Genomic DNA, 17,197 nt, shown 5'->3' with positions numbered 1-17,197 from the left:
TCCGTGCGTGCGATGCATGCACTGCCGTTGCGCGCCACATGCTATCGCTCACATTGACGCCGCGCCAGCCGACCCAGGATAGCCACACCGTCCTCTGCTCGGGCATCCCAGTAGTGCCCGTAGTTCAAGCGAATGCAGTTGGAGAAAGCTCGACTGGAAGAAAAGATCGGCCCCGGGGCACAACTGACCCCCAGTTCCAAAGCTTGGCGATGAATCGTCAGTGCATCGCAACTTTCGGGGAGCTCCACCCAGAGGAAGTAGCCGCCCATAGGCCGAGTGGCCTTGGTGCCTGTTGGGAAAAAGTGGCCCACAGCTTGTGCCAACACATCTCGCTGAGTGCCCAGCGCATGGCGCAGCTTGCGCAGGTGCTTGTCAAAACCACCCCGCTCCAGATACGACGCCAGCGCGAGTTGAGCGGGGATCGAGGCGCTGAGTGTGCTGGTGAGTTTTTGCCGCGCGACTTCACTGGTGTAGCGCCCTGGAGCGGCCCAGCCGATGCGATACCCCGGCGCAAGATTCTTGGAAAACGATGAGCAGTGCAAGACCATGCCATGTCGGTCGTAAGCCTTGGCAGGTGCAGGGCGGTGATCGCCGAAATAGAGTTCGCCGTAGACGTCATCCTCGATAAGGGGAACAGCGTGCCGGGCCAGCAGATCCACCAGCGCCCGCTTCTTGTAGTCGGGCATCAGGCTGCCCAAGGGATTCTGGAAATTGGTCATGAGCCAGCACGCCTTGGGGCGGTGGCGCTCCAGGGCATGCTCCAGCGCCAACAGATCGATGCCCTCGCGTGGATGGGTGGGAACCTCCACCACCTCCAGACCCATGCGCTCGAGCGACTGCAGCGCGGCATAGAAGGTGGGCGATTCCACCACCACGGCGTCACCCGGTCGCGTCACGGCCGCCAGGCAAAGGTTTAGCGCCTCCAGCGCGCCATTGGTGATGACGATGTCATCGGCGTGCACATGCATGCCGGCGGCCAGGTAGCGCAACGCGATCTGTCGGCGCAAGGCCAGGTTGCCGGGTGTCAGATCGTCGACCGTGCTCCAGGGGTCAAGCGCCTGCGCGCTCGCCGCCAAGGCCTGACCGAGTCGGCGCAAAGGGAAATGCAGCGGGCTGGGAAACGCTGAGCCAAAGGGCACGACATCGTGCTTCATGGTGGCATCGAGGATCTCGAACACCAGCTTGCTGACGTCCAGCGACAAGGACTCATCACGCGGTTCGGACAACCGCTCCGGCTCGGGTGCCATGCGCCGTGCCTCGGTCGACACGAAGTACCCCGAACGCTCTCGCGCCTGGATCAAGCCGCGGGCTTCCAGCAGGTAGTAAGCCTGAAACACCGTCGACGGACTGACGCCCCGACTCACACAGGTGTTGCGCACGGAGGGCAACCTATCACCCGGGCGCAACACGCCCGTGCGGATGGACTCGGCCATGTCGTCTGCCAAGGACTGGTACCGCTTCTTCTTGCGGACCTCTGCGGGTTTAGTTGCAGTGTCGCTGCGTGAATGTGCCATCTGATCTGGTTTTTTTACACAAATCTGATTATTTCAGATCTGATTCTATTTTCCTAAGATCGATTCCGAATCCCGGCCATCTTTCTGGCCTGCGGAGCGAAGGAGCGACATGAATCCCACCGCCATTCTTTTGGCTACTTTCATCCTGTCCATCGCAGGTCTGTTTGCGTTCATCTGGTCCCTGCGCAAAGGGCTCTTCGACCTGGAGGCAAGCGGGGCCAGGACGATCTTTTCTTCGGGCGAGATTGGCGTGCCTGAAGACCCGTCGGCCAGCGCGGCGCAGCATAGGGCGCTCACCCGGGTCGTGGGTCATGGCACGGACGGGCAAGATCTGGTGCCCACAGAGATTGCGGTGCGGGAAGCAGCAGACCGTTCGAGTGCCTTTCCCGCTTTTGTGCTGCTGGCGTGTGCCGTGGTGTGGCTGATCGTCGCCTCGGCCGCAGGACTGCTCAGTTCCCTGAAGTTGCACATGCCCGACTTGCTGACGGATCAGGCCTGGCTATCGCTGGGACGGCTGCGCACGCTGCACCTCAATGCCGTGGCCTATGGATGGGCACCCCTGGGCCTGCTGGGCCTGTCGATCTGGATGCTGCCGCGTCTGCTGAAAACCCAGCTGCAGGGTGGCCGCCTCGTGATCGTCGGCGCGCTCATCTGGAACGCGGGCTTGGTCGCCGGCCTCGGCGCCATCGCCGTGGGCTTCAATGCCGGCCTGGAATGGCTTGAAATCCCCTGGCAGATCGGGGTCCTGTTCGCGGTGGGCGGCATGTTGATCGGCCTGCCCATGGCGCTCATGCTGCAGCGCCGGCAAGTGCACCACCTCTACGTCTCCGTCTGGTACATGGGGGCGGCGCTGTTCTGGTTTCCCACGCTCTACATCGTGGCCAAAATTCCAGGCGTGCATTTCGGCGTCGAACAGGCCACGATGAACTGGTGGTTCGGTCACAACGTGCTCGGCCTGTTTTACACCCCGCTCTCGATCGCCTGCGTCTACTACTTCCTGCCCAAGGTCATCGGCCGGCCGGTCCGCTCTTACAACCTGTCGTTGCTCGGCTTCTGGACCTTGGCGTTCTTCTATGGCCAGGTTGGCGCCCACCACCTGATCGGTGGACCGATCCCCGAGTGGCTGGTCACGCTGTCGATTGTGCAAAGCGTGATGATGATCATCCCCGTGGTCGCCTTCTCGGTGAACCAGCACCTCACGCTCAAAGGTCACTTCCACGCGCTGCGGCACTCGTACGTTCTGCGCTTCATCTTCTTTGGCGCGGTCATGTACACCCTGGCCTCTCTACAGGGATCGCTCGAGGCCTTGCGCTCGCTCAATGCGGTCACGCATTTCACTCACTTCACGGTCGCACACGCCCATCTGGGCATGTACGGATTCGTCTCGATGGTGATTTTCGGCGGCATGTACTTCGCGCTGCCGCGCATCCTCAATGAGCGCTGGCCGAAGCCGGTATTGATCGGCTGGCACTTCTGGCTGGTGGTGGCTGGGTTCGCTGTCTATCTGGTGACCTTGAGCATTGGCGGCATCCTGCAGGGCCTGGTGCTGCTGGACCCCGCACGACCTTTCATGGCCTCCGTGGCGGTCACGCTGCCATGGCTTCAGGGCAGATCGATCGGAGGGGCGCTGATGACGCTGGGCCATCTCGTCTTCGCCTGGCACGTCGTACTCATCTCCGCACGTTCGGGCGTGTTCAAGCGAGCGGACGTGGCTCCCCTGGCAGCGTCTGCATCGGTCCCCACCCACACAGGCTGACGCGATGGAAAACGAACTCAAGCTGATCAGCGGGGCCATGGTCACGCTGTCCCTGGCCACCGCCGCCATGATCGTGGTGCCGTTCATGCAACTCAAGGACGAGCCGGCACCCAAGGCGCTCAAGCCCTACAGCAGTCAGGCCTTGCGCGGACGCACGGTGTACATGGCCAATGGCTGCATTGCCTGCCACACGCAGCAACCCAGCACCACGGGCGCCGGTATCGCCGACGCGCGGCGGGGCTGGGGCAGGGCCTCGGTCGCGGCCGATTACCACTATGACGACCCTCCGTTGCTCGGCACCATGCGCACAGGCCCGGATCTCTTCAACGTCGGTGTGCGCCAGCCCAGTGCCGACTGGCACCTGGGCCACCTGTTTCAGCCGCGCGCCTACGTGCCTGGCAGCACGATGCCGTCGTACCGGTTCCTGTTCGAGGTCAAGCAGAAGGACGCCGTCGACAAGACAGACCGTGTGGTGCAGCTCCCACCGGGCACGGTGCCGTCGGACAGCGTCGTGGTTGCACGCCCTGAAGCGCTGGATCTCGTGACGTACCTGCAAGGGCTCCAACATGTCTACGCCGCGCTCACACCTGCACAAGTCGAAGCCGCCGCGCGCGCCTTGCCCGCTTCAAGCAAGCCCGAGGCGCTCGACCCCACCATCGGAAGGAACGCAAATGGACCAGATCCCGCAAAACCCTAAGGCAGAACACGAGGATCCGCACGAGCAGTACAACCCCGTGCCACGGGTTGTGCTCGGTCTTGTGGTGGCGCTGGTGATCTGGGCAATCGTTTACATCTTCGTCGCGCACCCCGACGGTCGTGCCGAACTCGGCGACCAGCGTCCTCTGTCGACACTGGCGCCGTCCGGCGCCACCCCGTCTACAGCGGCGGTCGATGGGGGCCAAAGTTTCGCAGCCAAATGCCAGGCATGTCACCAGGCCAACGGGCAGGGCTTGCCGGGCGTCTTTCCACCACTGGCAGGGTCATCGTGGGTCACAGGATCGCCAGACGCCTTGCTGCAGATCGTGCTCCACGGTCTTAACGGTCCGATCGAGGTGGCGGGAAACACCTTCAATGGCTCGATGCCCGCCTTTGGCGAACAGATGAGCGATGCGGAGCTGGCAGCGGTCGCCAGCTTCATTCGGAGCGAATGGGGCAACGCGGCAGCAGAGGTCACATCTGAAGACGTGGGTTCTGCAAGAGGAAGATCCAACGGTCGCAATACACCCTGGAACAACACGGGCGAGCTGCAAGGCTTTCTGGCGGACGAGGGTAAGACACCATGAAGCGCGAGGCATGGCGCTCCACGGTGGTATCGCTATCGGTGGCATTGAGCGCGTTCGCGGCATTCCATGGCGTTACCCACGGGTTCAGCGCAGTGACCTCTGATGGTGTGCGCCGCGCGGACATCCGTGAGAAGCCACGCGCCATTCCGCCGCTTCGCCTGACCGACTCCACCGGTGCCGAACTTTCGCTGGCCGAGTACGGATCGGGCAGCGAACGCGCCACCTTCGTCGCGCTGCAGTATGTGCGATGCCAGAGCGTGTGCCTCACCTCGGCATCGGCTCAATCGTGGTTGCACCACGAGATTAGCGCACGACACCTGGAACGGGATGTGCAGCTCCTCACACTCAGCTTCGACCCTGTGAACGACACACCGCAGGTGCTGGCCGACCATGCTCGACGCCTCAAGGCTGACGCAAGCTTTTGGCGCTTCGCCACGGTCACGCGTCGCGAGGAGCTCAACCGAATGCTCAAACTCTTCGGCATCGTGGTCATTCCCGATGGACTCGGTGGGTACTCACACAACACCGCGCTGTTCCTGATCGATCGAAGCGGCCGCTTGAGCCGCGCTTACGACATCGATCGGCCCGATCTGGCCCTGTCCGACTACCTGGCGTCGCGCCTTTCTCCCGGATGATCACCCATACTCGGAACCTGGGCACGCAGTGGCGCCGTGCCACCTCACTGCTGCCGGGCGTCGCATTGGCGGTTCTGGTCGCGTTGCGGCCCTGGATGGAAGCCACTATGGGGCGGCACATGGGACTTGAACTGCCCCTCCTGTTCCTGATCGGGTGCTGGGGCGGCTCGGCCATGGGCGCACACCGGCTGGAAAGCTGGAATGCTCACGGACTCCCTGGGCTTCTCTTCGCACAGTGTGTGCTGGCATTCTGGATGGTGCCGGCTGCGCTGGATGTCGCCGTTCTCAGTGCGCCGATGGCGATGGCCAAGGTCGCGTCGTTGGTCGCCGCAGGTGCGGTGGCCTATCTGTCCTGGCGGACAGCTGGCCCTGTCATCCAGGCGTTCTTCGTCCTTAATGGCATCTGGATGACGTTCACCGTCGGCATGCTGTATCAGACAGCGTCGATACAGCTTTGCAGCGACTACCTTGCGGATGAACAGGCAGCAGCCGGTCGGGCCACAGTCTTCTGGGCGGCGCTGGCGTTGATCGGTTGGCTAGCAGGACTCATCCGCGTCGCTGTCACTGCAGAAGGTGCTGAAAACAAGGCCTCCCATACATGGCGGAGTTCGAACAGCGACACCGCCAACTTCAACGGAAGAATTTCATTGTGACCATCAACTACCTGTCGCTGGCCGTCAGAGAGGTCAGCCTGCTTTCTCCCTATGTTCCGGGAAAGTCGATCGACGAGCTGGAGCGCGAAACGGGTATGGCCAGCCATCGCATCATCAAGCTCGCGAGCAACGAGACTCCCATGCGACCAAACCCGCATGTCATTCAGGCCATACAAGACGAGTTGCGAAACATCACGCGCTACCCAGACGCCAGCGGATTCCGGCTGAAAGCAAAACTGTCAGAGAAGTTTGGCCTCAAATCCGAAGCCATCACGCTCGGCAATGGTTCGAACGACCTGTTGTTCATGATCGCCCAGGCGTTTCTTGGCGCGGGGCGAAATGCCGTTTTTAGCCAACATTCATTCTCCGTCTATGAGGCCGCTGCAAAAGCCACAGGGGCATCAACCCAGGAGGTTCTCGCACTGAACTGGGGCAGCGATCTGGATCAGATCTTGACGGCAATCAATCGCGAGACTCGTGTCATCTTCCTCGCCAACCCGAATAACCCCACCGGGACTTGGTTTGATCGCCGAGCGTTCGAAGCGTTTATCGACAGAGTGCCTCGTGAAACCATCGTGGTGCTGGACGAAGCCTACATTGAATATGCAGACGATCCTTCACTTCCCAACGGTCTGGACTACCTCCATAGCTATCCAAACCTGATCGTGAGCCGCAGCATGTGCAAGGCCTATGGCTTGGCGGGTCTGCGCATTGGATTCGCCGCGTCCTCTCCCGAGGTTGCTGGAATCCTCAACCGTGTGCGCCAGCCGTTCAATGTCAACAGCCTTGCCTTGGCAGGCGCTTGTGCTGCCCTCGACGATGACACCTATCTTCAGCGAGGACGCCAAGTGAACCGTCAGGGGCAACAGCAACTTCAGGAAGGCCTGTCCCGACTGGGCATTTCGTGGATTCCTTCACGCACGAATTTTCTGGCCGTCAATTTCGAACGCCCCGCAAGGTCTGTGTACGACGCGTTGCTGATGGAAGGCATCATCGTCCGACGTCTTGACGGCTATGGAATGCCCAACCACCTTCGAATCTCCGTGGGCTTGAAAACGGAGAACATCCGATTGCTTGATGCATTGGGCTCCATCATGCGCAAAGGTTCATGGTAATGACGACGCCCGTATCCCGAGACCTTTTTCAGCAGGTAATGGTGCCCACATACAACCCTATGGCGGTCGTACCCGTCAGGGGGATCGACTCACGTATATGGGATCAAAATGGGAGTGACTACATCGACTTCGCCGGAGGCATCGCTGTCAACGCATTGGGCCATGGCCATCCCGCATTGATCGACGCACTGACCCGTCAGGCTCATCAGCTATGGCATGTCTCAAACGTTTTCACCAATGAACCAGCCCTTCGCCTGGCGCGCGCGTTGACGCAGGCGACCTTCGCTGACCAGGTCTTCTTCGCCAACTCCGGCGCCGAGGCGAACGAGGCGGCATTCAAACTCGCCAGACGCTTTGGGGTGCGCACCGGCGGGGACGAAAAGCACGAGATCGTTGCCGCTTTGGACAGCTTCCACGGTCGCAGTCTTTTCACCGTCAGCGTGGCTGGCCAGCCTAAATACTCGGAGGGATTCGGGCCGCCGATGGCCGGCATCCGGCATGTGGCATTCAACGACATCGCAGCATTGGAGGCCAATGTATCGAGCCGCACGTGCGCCGTTGTGGTCGAACCCATATTGGGAGAAAGTGGCGTCATTCCCGCGAGACGCGCCTACCTCCAGCGTGCGCGAGAACTCTGCGACGAGCACGGAGCATTGTTGATATTCGACGAAGTGCAGACGGGGATGGGGCGACTTGGGACGCTCTTCGCCTACGAGCACTTCGGCGTTTTGCCCGACGTGATGACTCTCGCAAAAGCGCTGGGTTGCGGTTTCCCGCTGGCGGCGATGCTTGCCACGAAAGACGCAGCGCAATACCTGGGCCCAGGCACCCACGGCAGCACCTTTGGCGGGAATCCTTTGGCCTGCGCTATCGGTGAAGCTGCGTTAAGCGTCATCAACCAGCCCAGCGTTCTTCGGGGCGTGAAGGTGCGGCACAAATATCTGATGTCTGCGCTGGCCGTCATAGGCAAGCGCTTTGACCTCTTCCAGGAAGTGCGAGGAATCGGGTTGCTCCTGGGCTGCGCCCTCACCGAACGGTGGAAAGGCCACTCACAACATGTGATGAGGCATTTCCTGGAGCATGGGGTGATGGTGCTCCAAGCAGGGCCGGATGTCATTCGGCTGGCCCCCAGCCTGATCATTCCCATGGAAGAGATCGACATCGGTCTTTGCAGGATGTTCGAGACCGCCAAGACGCTATCACTTGAAGCGGATTGATCGCAAGCACTTGAAAAGGAACCCATGTCCGTGTCTCCCAACCAACCGTTCCGCGCGGCCGTCGTACAAGCCGGATCGCTGATCTACGACACGCCTGCTACGCTGGAAAAGCTGAAATTTCTGACCCGCGATGCCGCGCGCCAAAGGGCTGCGCTGGTGATCTTTCCCGAAGCCTTTGTGGGCGGCTACCCCAAGGGTCTAGATTTCGGTGCGCGACTCGGGAATCGAAGCGATGAGGGACGAGATGAATTTCGTCGCTACCACGACAGCGCGATCGAAGAGCACGGGCCCGAAGCGGCCATCCTTGCCGAGGCGGCGTGTTTCAATGGTGTCTATTTGGTCGTCGGGGTGATTGAGCGGCGGGCGGCACGCTCTATTGCAGCGTCTTTTTCTTTGGCCCCGATGGTCGGTTTCTCGGGAAACACCGCAAACTGATGCCAACCGCGCTGGAGCGGCTTGTCTGGGGGTTTGGTGATGGTTCGACACTGCCCGTCATCGATTCGGATGTCGGAAAAATCGGGGCCCTGATTTGCTGGGAGAACTACATGCCGCTGCTGCGAACGGCCATGTATGCACAAGGTGTCCAGCTCTATTGCGCGCCCACCGTGGATGCCCGCGACACCTGGCTCCCGACCATGCAGACAATCGCACTCGAGGGCAGGTGCTTTGTGCACTCAGTATGCCAATACACGACCTCATCCGACTATCCGAAGTATCACGCGGCACGGGCTACCGGGTCCGAAGCATCCGTGCTCATCCGCGGCGGGTCCTGCATCATCGATCCCCTGGGCAATGTTCTCGTCGAACCGTCCTTCGACGGGGAAGGCATCATCCTCGCAGAAATCGACCTGGGCGCGATTGCGCGTGGCAAGTATGACCTCGACGTGGTGGGCCACTATGCACGCCCGAATATCTTTCAGCTTCGCGTCGATCGCCGTGTCCAGTCCCCCGTGGTATTTTTCAACGAAGGCGTAGGGGATGAAAACGCCAGCACAAACATCTACCCAGCCCTACAAGGGGCGCTTGATCGACACTTGCCTGTGTGCGATGCCTTGCAATGCGTTGCGCGCCAGGCACTTACGCGCTGATACGCCGTTCAAAGCATCCTGTCAAAAATGCCATCACTGCCTTGACGCGTGGCGCGTTGCGTAGTCGCTGTGCACCGCGATCCAGACATCGCGTTCCAAGGCTGCACCAGTGTTCGGCAAGCGGATCATGCGCTCAGCTCGTCCTCCGATGAAGTCGGGCAAGACGCCAATCCCTACCCCAGCCGCAACCGCCGCCGCCTGGATCGCCAGGTCATTGCTGCGAAGGACGATAGGGGCGGCGCCTGACTGGGCCAGAAGCCAAGTCTGTTGTGGCGTGTCATCCATGCTGGAGTCGTATCCGATATAGGCCCGTACATCTTCGCCATAGGACGCCAGATAGGCAGGCGAGCCGTACAGCGAAAAAGTCACGGTCGAAAGCTTGCGAACGACCAGTTCCGCGTCATCCGGTCGGCTCAGGCGTATCGCCACATCCGCTTCGCGCCGCACGAGTGACACATTGCGCGTGTCACCGTCCAGTCGAATTTGAAGTGCCGGATACCGCTCGCGCAAATCGCTCAGGCGCGGGGCAATGAGCGCCGCCGCCAACGCTGGTGGCGCAGTGATTGTGACCTCGCCCGTGAGGGTGACCTGCTTTGCGGAAGCGGTTCGTTGGACTGCCAACGAGACAAGTTGGGTCAAAGATCGGTGGAATTCAACACACCGTTGTCGTAGAGCGTGCTATCGGGTTCAAGTATGTAAACCAGCACCGCACACTCATTTGAACGGCGATAAATCCGCCGGTCTCCGCCCACCCCACAGCATAGTCTTCACCCTAGGTGCTCTTGCACGGCAGCATCTACGATGCCTAAATCCAGCGTGGCTGTCGGAGCCCCGATGGCCACCCCAAACTGCTCCACTTATGGCCGGTCAAACTGCTCCAGGCAGGACGGTCGGATTACGACGATGTGGGTGTGATTGCGATGCGTGAGGCAGCCTCCTTCAGACGGTAGCTCTTGCCCTCGAACTCCAGCATCGCGCAGCGGTGCATGAGTCGGTCCAGGATGGTGGTGGTCATGGTGGCGTCGCCCACCGGCGGGGACACCGGCAGATCAGTCGGTGGCCGGGGTGGAGCAGTTTGACTGGAAGAGTCGGTGGCCACCCCGGGGCAGTTTGCGGGGTCGGCGGCAAAGCGCTGCTGATACGAGCGGATGGTGTGGCGCGAGATGCCAGTGATGCGTTCGATCTCGCGCTGGGTGGCGCCGCCTTTGAGCAGCGTCCAGATGGTGGTTTGTAGATGTGGCTTCAAGACGTTCAACCTCGGGCTCCCTCGGAACAAGGGAGCAAAAGTAACGTCCTGCCTGTCGGGCCTCACGGCGCCCGACGCAATGGACTCAATGCGTCAGATCACCGTGGCCAGGGTGGAGCAATTTTGGTGGCCGCCGGGGTGCGAGCCGCCGCAGCTATCTCGATTTCACAGTGCGATCTCGAACGACAGCATCGCAGGGCAGGAGCCTCTCGACTTCGTCCAATTCCTCGGCGTGATGGGCTCCCCAATCGATCAGGGAATCCAAAATGGGCCGCAGACTTTCGCCAAGCGAGGTTAGTGAGTATTCGATCCCCTGACTGTCTCCAGCGCTTGGTTGACGACTTACCACCCCGTGCTCCTCAAGGGCTCGCAGTTGCTCGATCAGCACCTTTTGAGAAACGCCTGCAATGCGTTTCTCAAGCTCGCACGTGCGTTGAGAGCCATCCAGCAGCGCGTAGAGAATGACTGCTTTCCAGCGTCCGGAAAGGACTGCAAGCGCTCGCTCGCCCGGCAAGCCCGGCAATCTGTTGAGGATCTTCATTTTCTGATCACTGACCAAACGGTGTGTAGCGGAGGGGACTATCGAAAAGTACGCTCTCGAGCATCCCACTCCAGAGCAACACACATATGGTCAGCCTCTTCGATTCTCAAGCCCTCAATGGCACGGTATTTCTGAAAAACCGCATTGTCATGGCCCCCATGACTCGCACGCGGACATCAGATGGTGATGTCCCAAATGAGCTGATGGCCATCTACTATGGCCAGCGGGCCAGTGCCGGTCTGATAGTGACCGAGGCCACCGACGTTGCGCCCTCCAGCAAGGGTTACGCCTTGACGCCCGGCATTCATACCGAAGCCCAGCAGCAGGGCTGGCGTTTGGTGACAGATGAAGTTCATCGCAACGACGGCACGATATTTTTGCAGCTTTGGCACGTCGGCCGAATGGCGCATCCCTCGCTCATGCCGAACGGTGAGGCCCCTTGGGGGGTGACTGAGGCAAGGGCGGAACATTCCGATGTATTTGCCCACGATACCAATGGCAAGCTGGATTTTATTCGTGCAGGAACGCCAAGACGCCTCGAGACCATTGAGGTCGAGGCCTTGGTCGACACTTTTTCCCAGTCCTTCGCAAACGCCCGCCGGGCCGGCTTCGACGGAGTTGAGATCCACGGAGCGAACGGCTATCTGGTCGACCAGTTTTTAAACTCGGCGCTCAATACCCGAACTGATCGCTACGGTGGGGGCAACGTTCAAGATCGCACGCGTTTCCTGGTGGATGTCGTCGATGCCGCAGTACGTGAATTGGGTCCGGGACGCGTAGGCGTTCGCCTGTCTCCGTTCGGCACGTATAACTCGATGCCACCGGACCCTCTGGCCGAGGAAACGCTGCTCTACCTTTGTGAGCTGCTGGGTTCCCGTGGCGTCGCGTACCTGCACCTGGTTTACCAGTTGATGCCAGCGGGAAATATGGAAAGCAGCGAATTCAAGGAGCGCCACATCGAGCAGGCGTTGCTGACCAAGGTTCGCGCGGCCTTTCCTGGCGCAATCATCTGGTGCGGCGGCATTACAAGCCGCGAGAGCGCTCAGGCTGCGCTCGAGACCCGATTGGTGGACCTGATCGCCTTTGGCAGACCTTACATCGCAAACCCTGACCTTGTTGAGCGTTTGCAGCGCGGCTGGCCCCTGGCCGAGGCCCTTCCATCCACCTTCTATACACGCCATGGCGAGGTGGGCTACACGGATTTCCCCACCTATTCGATCGAGCAGCCCGAGGGCCGTTGATCGCAGGGTGCTAGTTCATGACCGATTTTTTAAGTGACTTATGAATGAGACCAGAATGACGATCTCCGCAACTTCAGTCGATACGGATATTTCGACAAGGCTTCCTATACCGGGTTTGCTCGCACTGGCAACCGCCTGCTTCATTGGGATGATGACGGAGGCGATGCCGGCGGGACTGCTGCCCCAGATTGGAGCGGATTTGAGTGTGTCGGAGGCACTGACCGGGCAACTGGTTACTGCCTATGCGATCGGCTCGATACTCGCCGCCATTCCCCTTACGGCAATGACGCGCGGATGGCGGAGAAGGGCTGTGCTACTGCTGGCCCTGGGTGGGTTCCTCGTGATGAATACTGTGACAGCCCTGTCGACGCACTACGCGGTCACGCTCACAGCACGATTCTTTGCAGGCGTGTTCGCTGGTCTGCTTTGGGCGCTTGTCGCGGGTCACGCCAGTCGGATGGCACCCGTTCATCTCCGTGGTCGCGCCATTGCGATAGCAATGGTTGGCGCGCCTGTCGCACTATCGGTTGGCATTCCGCTCGGCACTGTCCTCGGTGAGGCCTTGGGCTGGCGCTTTGCCTTTGGTGTCATGAGCGCTCTGACTGTTGGCCTGCTCGCTTGGGTGCGCTTTGGCGTACCCGACTTCCCCAGCCTCGTTGAAAGTCGACAACTGCCCATCAGCAAAGTGTTCTCAATTCCGGGTGTGAAGTCTGTGCTGCTTGTGACGCTTGCATTCGCGTTGTCCCACAACGTCCTCTATACCTACATCTCGCCATTCCTAATTTCGACGGGCATGTCAGGCGGCGTTCATTCAGCATTGTTCGTTTTCGGCGTAAGTGCACTTGTCGGCATCTGGGTCATTGGTGTCCTCATCGACCGCTGGCTGCGTGAACTTGTCCTTGCAAGCGTTTCGTTGTTCTGCTTCGCATGCGCTGGAATGTTCTTCTGGCAAGACACTCCAAGCGTCATTTATGCCAGCATCGCCGCTTGGGGGCTAAGTTTCGGTGGGGCTGGAACGCTGTACCAGAACGCATCCGCAAATGCCGCTGGCGAGGCTGCCGACATCGCACAATCGATGTTTGTCACTTCGTGGAATGTCGCGATCGCGGGCGGCGGGCTTGTTGGTGGCGCGATGCTTACGACGCTGGGGGCTCGATATCTGCCTGGCGCGATTGCCGTGTTGCTCATACCCACATTCCTCTTGGCCTGGTGTTCTCGCCGCCACGCATTTCCACCTAAATGACAATGGTCACATGGCCTCCCCTCGAGGAGGCCACAGATCTTCCTGGTTGGTCAGGTGCGACTCGTTGACGACGAGGCGGTAGCGGATCGAGGCTGGCGCGCAGTGCTAGACGCGCACATGCGTGCTGGCAGCTTCTGGTCGGTTGAGCCGGCTTAAGCTTCACGCTGATCGGCATCCGTGGCTGACAACACCGGAGTGACACCCGCTTTCTTCCGATCAGGGGAGTCAACACAATTGCCCGCGTATTCGCCCTTCGAAGAAGGATACGCCTCATCGTTTTGTGGGCATCTTTCTTGACATCGTGAAGGCTCCGTCCCATGCGCGCAGTTGAAGGCATGCAGAACGTATCTGGGACATGGCAAGTGAGCTACTTTAGTGAGTGCGGCTTGCGCTGGTCTGAGCTGCCCCTGTGCTTTGTCACAAGGAGCGGTTGGTCGACACGTGCCTTTCTGCGCTGCGCACCACGCACTTACGCGCTTGTGCGCCGCTCAAAGCATCCGGCCAAGAATGCCATCACTGCCTTGATGCGCGGCGCGTTTCGCAGATCGCTGTGCACCGCAATCCAGACTTCCCGCTCCAGCGCCGCCCCGGCGTGCGGCAAGCGGGCCAGGCGCTCATCCCGCCCGCCCATGAAGTCGGGCAGGACGCCGATCCCCACCCCAGCGGCCACCGCCGCCGCCTGGACCGCCAGGTCATTGCTGCGAAGGACGATGGGGGCGGGGCCCGCCTGAGCCTGCAGCCAGTTCTGTTGCGGTGTGTCGTCCATGCTGGTGTCGTAGGCGATGTAGGCCCGTGCATCGACCCCATGGGTCGTCAGGTAGGCCAGCGAGCCGTACAGCGAAAAAGTCACCGTTGAAAGCTTGCGCACGACCAGTTCCGCGTCGTCCGGTCGGCTCAGGCGTATCGCAACATCCGCTTCGCGCCGCACAAGCGACACATTGCGCGTGTCGCCGTCCAGCCGGATGTGAAGTTCCGGATACCGCTCGCGCAATTCGCCCAGGCGCGGTGCGATGAGCACTGCGGCCATTGCCGGCGGCGCAGTGACTGTGACCTCGCCTGCAATGGTGGCGTGACCGGCCGAAGCGGTCCGTTGGACCGCGAACGAAACGGCCTCCATGCGCTTGCCGAACTCAGCAATGCGCTCGCCATCTGGTGTCAGAAAGTAGGCGCGTGGACGCCGCTCTACCAGCTTGAGGCGCAGTGCCCCTTCCAGCGCTGCGACGCGGCGTGCCACGGTGGCATGGTCCACCTTGAGCTCTCGCGCCGCAGCCGATAGCGACTTCTTTTGAGCGAAGACGGTGAATAGGCGCAGGTCTTCCCAATCAAACATGGGCATTTCCTCACAAGCGAGGTGAACGATTGGGGAATTTTGCTCCTGGGCAGTGTTGGGCAGACTGGCACACCTCAGCACGCAGTTCCATTGCCATGAGAAACAACATGAACTCACATCAAGCAGCCACCGTTCCGTTGGCACCTGCCATCCACCTTCAAACACCCTCGACGGACGGTTGGAAAATCGTTGCCACCGCCTGGATGGTGACGGCGGTGTTCATCTTGTCCAATTCCGCCACGCCCCTGTATGTGCACTGGCAACGGCAATTCACCTTCTCGTCGGCCACGCTGACGGTGATTTTCGCCGCTTACATCGTGGGTTTGCTCGGTTCGCTGCTGATCGCAGGCCAGCTGTCAGACCGGCTTGGCCGCAAAGCGGTCCTGATTCCCGGCATTCTGATCGCCATGGCGGCCTGCGTCCTTTTTGCCACGGCGTCGTCCGTTGAATCCTTGGTCGCGGCGCGATTTCTCACCGGGGTTTCGGTCGGTGTCATCGTGTCGGCAGGCATGGCGGCGGTGGTCGATGCGGGCGGCGCGGACCGCAAGCGACAGGCATCGCTGGCCGCATCGGTTGCGATGGTGCTGGGCGCTGGGCTCGGCCCCTTGCTGGCGGGCACGCTCGCGCAAGTGATAGATCGCCCCGTCTGGACGGTATTCGGCATCGAGCTCGCCCTGCTGGCAACCGCCATGGCCGTCATCATCGCCATGCCGTTGCCTGGCCTGCCACGCGTCAGCCTTGCTGTCCCCGCCAAGCGCTTGCGATTGCCCTCCGTGCCAGCGCAAAACCGCCTGGACGTGGTGATGGGCATTGCGGTGTTTGCACCAGGGATTACGGCAACGTCGTTTGTGTTGTCGTTGGGCCCTTCCTTGCTGTCCGAGCTGATGCATGTCAGCAGCCCGCTGGTTGCAGGAGGCACGGCTTGCCTCATGTTCATGAGCGCGGCCAGTGTCCAGATCGCCGTCAAGAAACTGCCCATCCGGACGGTACTGCTGCTCGGCACTGCTGTGACGGCCTTGTCGATGGCCACCTTGATAGGGGCGGTCCATGTCGCGGAGCCGGCCTTGCTGTTGGTCGCGGCCGTCATGGCGGGCGTGGGTCAAGGGCTGGGCCAACTGGGCGGACTAACTGCGATCGGCACGAGAGTGCCGGACCAGCGGCGGGCTCAGGCAAATGCGCTGCTCAATATCGGCGCCTACATCCCGGCGGGATTGCTGCCGGTCGCCACCGGCTTTTTGATGGACCGGTCCAGCATGGGGGCGGGCGCCACGACCTTCGCCGTGGTGGTGATCGCCGCAGCCGCCGTAGCCGCGGGATTTGTCGGTATGCGCATGCCACGATGAGCTTCTCGACTCCCCCGTCGAAGATGAACTGGATGGACCTAAACATTGATGGAGTCAATATGAACAAGCAGGATTCGGTAGAAATAATCGAGGCGTTTTGGGCCGCGGTATGGCAGGACAAAGACTTCGATGCAATCGACCGCTTCTGTGTTGAAGATTTTGTCATCACGTCCGGTGGTGTGGATGTCGCGTCGAGAGCCAGCTTCAAAGCGTGGGCGAAGCAATTCAACCAACTCATCACGGACCTGGAATTCGACGTGATCGAAACCTTTCAAAACGAGGACGGAAGCCGGGTGGCTTCGCGCTGGCGCGTGAGGGGTCGAAACAATGGCATGTTTGGTCTGCCGGCAGACCAACGGGAGGTCAGCTTCACCGGAACGGCCGTATGGCAAATTCGCGAGGACGGAAAGCTGCTGCACAACTGGGTTGAGCGTGCCAGTTGGGAAGCCTACAACGCACTGATGAGGGACCAAGCAGGGCCGGCTCTGAAAAGTCCTGGATGATGATGCTGCGCCTGAAACATCAGGCGTAGGTCAAATGGTCGAGTGACCTGCCCCCCACCAGCCGTACCAAGCTGAAGTTGGTGAAGTCCGTCAACCACCAGGAGAATGACGGACATGAAGAAGAGCAGATTCACCGAGGAACAGATCATCGGCTTCCTCAAGCAGGCCGAGGCCGGCATGCCGATCAAGGAGCTGTGCCGCAACGGCGGCTTCAGCGATGCCACTTTCTACAAGTGGCGCGCCAAGTTCGGCGGCATGCAGGTCTCGGAGGCACAGCGCCTGCGTGAGCTCGAATCCGAGAACGCCAAGCTCAAACGGCTGCTGGCCGAGGCTCACTTGGACATGCACGCACTCAAGAGCGTTCTGGGGGTAAAGCGCTAGCTGTGAAGAGTCAAGAGGTTGTTTCTTGAGCGAGTGAGCCGGGACATGGGAGCGATGCCGCCAATGCCTTGATGAGGGCGGTGCCAGTTGTAGTGGTGATTCCAGTAG

Annotated in this window: 15 protein-coding genes and 4 pseudogenes; 13 read left to right on the top strand and 6 right to left on the bottom strand. The window is 60.7% G+C overall.

What is annotated here, in order from left to right; translation table 11 throughout:
• Positions 1-41: 41 nt before the first annotated feature.
• Positions 42-1,514, bottom strand: a complete 1,473-nt coding sequence (locus ASE11_RS08535; RefSeq protein WP_056269237.1) for a PLP-dependent aminotransferase family protein — start codon at positions 1,512-1,514, stop codon at positions 42-44.
• 109 nt (positions 1,515-1,623) lie between these two features.
• On the opposite strand from ASE11_RS08535, the gene ASE11_RS08530 reads away from it, so the two are divergent.
• From ASE11_RS08530 to ASE11_RS08495, 8 genes and pseudogenes are all read left to right on the top strand, one after another.
• On the top strand, positions 1,624-3,270 hold the full coding sequence (locus tag ASE11_RS08530; RefSeq protein WP_056269234.1) for a cbb3-type cytochrome c oxidase subunit I: 1,647 nt from the start codon (positions 1,624-1,626) through the stop codon (positions 3,268-3,270).
• Positions 3,271-3,274: 4 nt separating this feature from the next.
• Positions 3,275-3,967, top strand: coding sequence for a cbb3-type cytochrome c oxidase subunit II (locus ASE11_RS08525; RefSeq protein WP_056269232.1), 693 nt, complete (start codon positions 3,275-3,277; stop codon positions 3,965-3,967).
• Positions 3,942-4,553: a c-type cytochrome gene (locus ASE11_RS08520; RefSeq protein ID WP_056269229.1), complete on the top strand. Its 612-nt coding sequence runs from the start codon at positions 3,942-3,944 to the stop codon at positions 4,551-4,553. The genes ASE11_RS08525 and ASE11_RS08520 overlap by 26 nt, the downstream gene beginning before the upstream one ends.
• Complete coding sequence (locus ASE11_RS08515; protein WP_056269226.1) at positions 4,550-5,188, top strand: SCO family protein; 639 nt, start codon at positions 4,550-4,552, stop codon at positions 5,186-5,188. Before ASE11_RS08520 ends, ASE11_RS08515 begins: the two co-directional genes overlap by 4 nt.
• Positions 5,185-5,841, top strand: coding sequence for a hypothetical protein (locus ASE11_RS08510; RefSeq protein WP_056269224.1), 657 nt, complete (start codon positions 5,185-5,187; stop codon positions 5,839-5,841). The genes ASE11_RS08515 and ASE11_RS08510 overlap by 4 nt, the downstream gene beginning before the upstream one ends.
• Positions 5,838-6,956 carry a histidinol-phosphate transaminase gene (gene hisC / locus ASE11_RS08505; RefSeq protein ID WP_056269221.1) on the top strand — a complete coding sequence of 373 codons (1,119 nt, stop codon included), beginning with the start codon at positions 5,838-5,840 and terminating at the stop codon, positions 6,954-6,956. The genes ASE11_RS08510 and hisC overlap by 4 nt, the downstream gene beginning before the upstream one ends.
• Positions 6,956-8,173, top strand: a complete 1,218-nt coding sequence (locus ASE11_RS08500; protein WP_082585630.1) for an acetylornithine/succinyldiaminopimelate transaminase — start codon at positions 6,956-6,958, stop codon at positions 8,171-8,173. The genes hisC and ASE11_RS08500 overlap by 1 nt, the downstream gene beginning before the upstream one ends.
• 24 nt (positions 8,174-8,197) lie before the next feature.
• A pseudogene (locus ASE11_RS08495) lies at positions 8,198-9,126 on the top strand (nitrilase-related carbon-nitrogen hydrolase); the annotation flags it as partial.
• A gap of 168 nt (positions 9,127-9,294) precedes the next feature.
• Here ASE11_RS08495 and ASE11_RS08490 read toward each other — a convergent pair.
• The 3 genes and pseudogenes from ASE11_RS08490 to ASE11_RS08480 form a co-directional block, all read right to left on the bottom strand.
• A complete protein-coding gene (locus ASE11_RS08490; protein ID WP_056269217.1) occupies positions 9,295-9,900 on the bottom strand; it encodes a LysR substrate-binding domain-containing protein in 606 nt (201 codons plus the stop codon).
• A 280-nt stretch (positions 9,901-10,180) separates the two neighbouring features.
• A pseudogene (locus ASE11_RS26875) lies at positions 10,181-10,516 on the bottom strand (ATP-binding protein); the annotation flags it as partial.
• 145 nt (positions 10,517-10,661) lie between these two features.
• Entirely contained in the window at positions 10,662-11,048 is a 387-nt protein-coding gene (locus ASE11_RS08480; protein ID WP_056269210.1) for a winged helix-turn-helix transcriptional regulator, read from the bottom strand.
• 86 nt (positions 11,049-11,134) lie between these two features.
• On the opposite strand from ASE11_RS08480, the gene ASE11_RS08475 reads away from it, so the two are divergent.
• Together ASE11_RS08475 and ASE11_RS08470 are read left to right on the top strand one after the other, a co-directional pair.
• The gene (locus ASE11_RS08475; protein ID WP_056269208.1) at positions 11,135-12,289 is read left to right on the top strand and encodes an alkene reductase; all 1,155 of its coding nucleotides are present in this window, start codon (positions 11,135-11,137) and stop codon (positions 12,287-12,289) included.
• A gap of 55 nt (positions 12,290-12,344) precedes the next feature.
• Positions 12,345-13,532, top strand: coding sequence for an MFS transporter (locus ASE11_RS08470; protein ID WP_235501231.1), 1,188 nt, complete (start codon positions 12,345-12,347; stop codon positions 13,530-13,532).
• 469 nt (positions 13,533-14,001) lie between these two features.
• Here the strand turns inward: ASE11_RS08470 and ASE11_RS08465 are convergent, their stop codons facing one another.
• Positions 14,002-14,862, bottom strand: coding sequence for a LysR family transcriptional regulator (locus ASE11_RS08465; protein ID WP_056269203.1), 861 nt, complete (start codon positions 14,860-14,862; stop codon positions 14,002-14,004).
• A gap of 107 nt (positions 14,863-14,969) precedes the next feature.
• Here ASE11_RS08465 and ASE11_RS08460 point away from each other — a divergent pair, with 107 nt between their 5' ends.
• From ASE11_RS08460 to ASE11_RS08450, 3 genes and pseudogenes are all read left to right on the top strand, one after another.
• Entirely contained in the window at positions 14,970-16,205 is a 1,236-nt protein-coding gene (locus ASE11_RS08460) for an MFS transporter (RefSeq protein WP_082585623.1), read from the top strand.
• A gap of 59 nt (positions 16,206-16,264) precedes the next feature.
• Positions 16,265-16,708, top strand: a complete 444-nt coding sequence (locus ASE11_RS08455; protein WP_056269261.1) for an ester cyclase — start codon at positions 16,265-16,267, stop codon at positions 16,706-16,708.
• Between the two features lie 114 nt (positions 16,709-16,822).
• A pseudogene (locus ASE11_RS08450) lies at positions 16,823-17,083 on the top strand (transposase); the annotation flags it as partial.
• Between the two features lie 2 nt (positions 17,084-17,085).
• Here the strand turns inward: ASE11_RS08450 and ASE11_RS25770 are convergent.
• Positions 17,086-17,197, bottom strand: a pseudogene (locus tag ASE11_RS25770) (IS481 family transposase); the annotation flags it as partial.

The sequence above is a fragment of the Hydrogenophaga sp. Root209 genome (genome assembly GCF_001428625.1).
Taxonomy (GTDB): Bacteria; Pseudomonadota; Gammaproteobacteria; order Burkholderiales; family Burkholderiaceae_C; genus Hydrogenophaga.
This window is presented reverse-complemented; position numbering and strand designations above follow the sequence as displayed.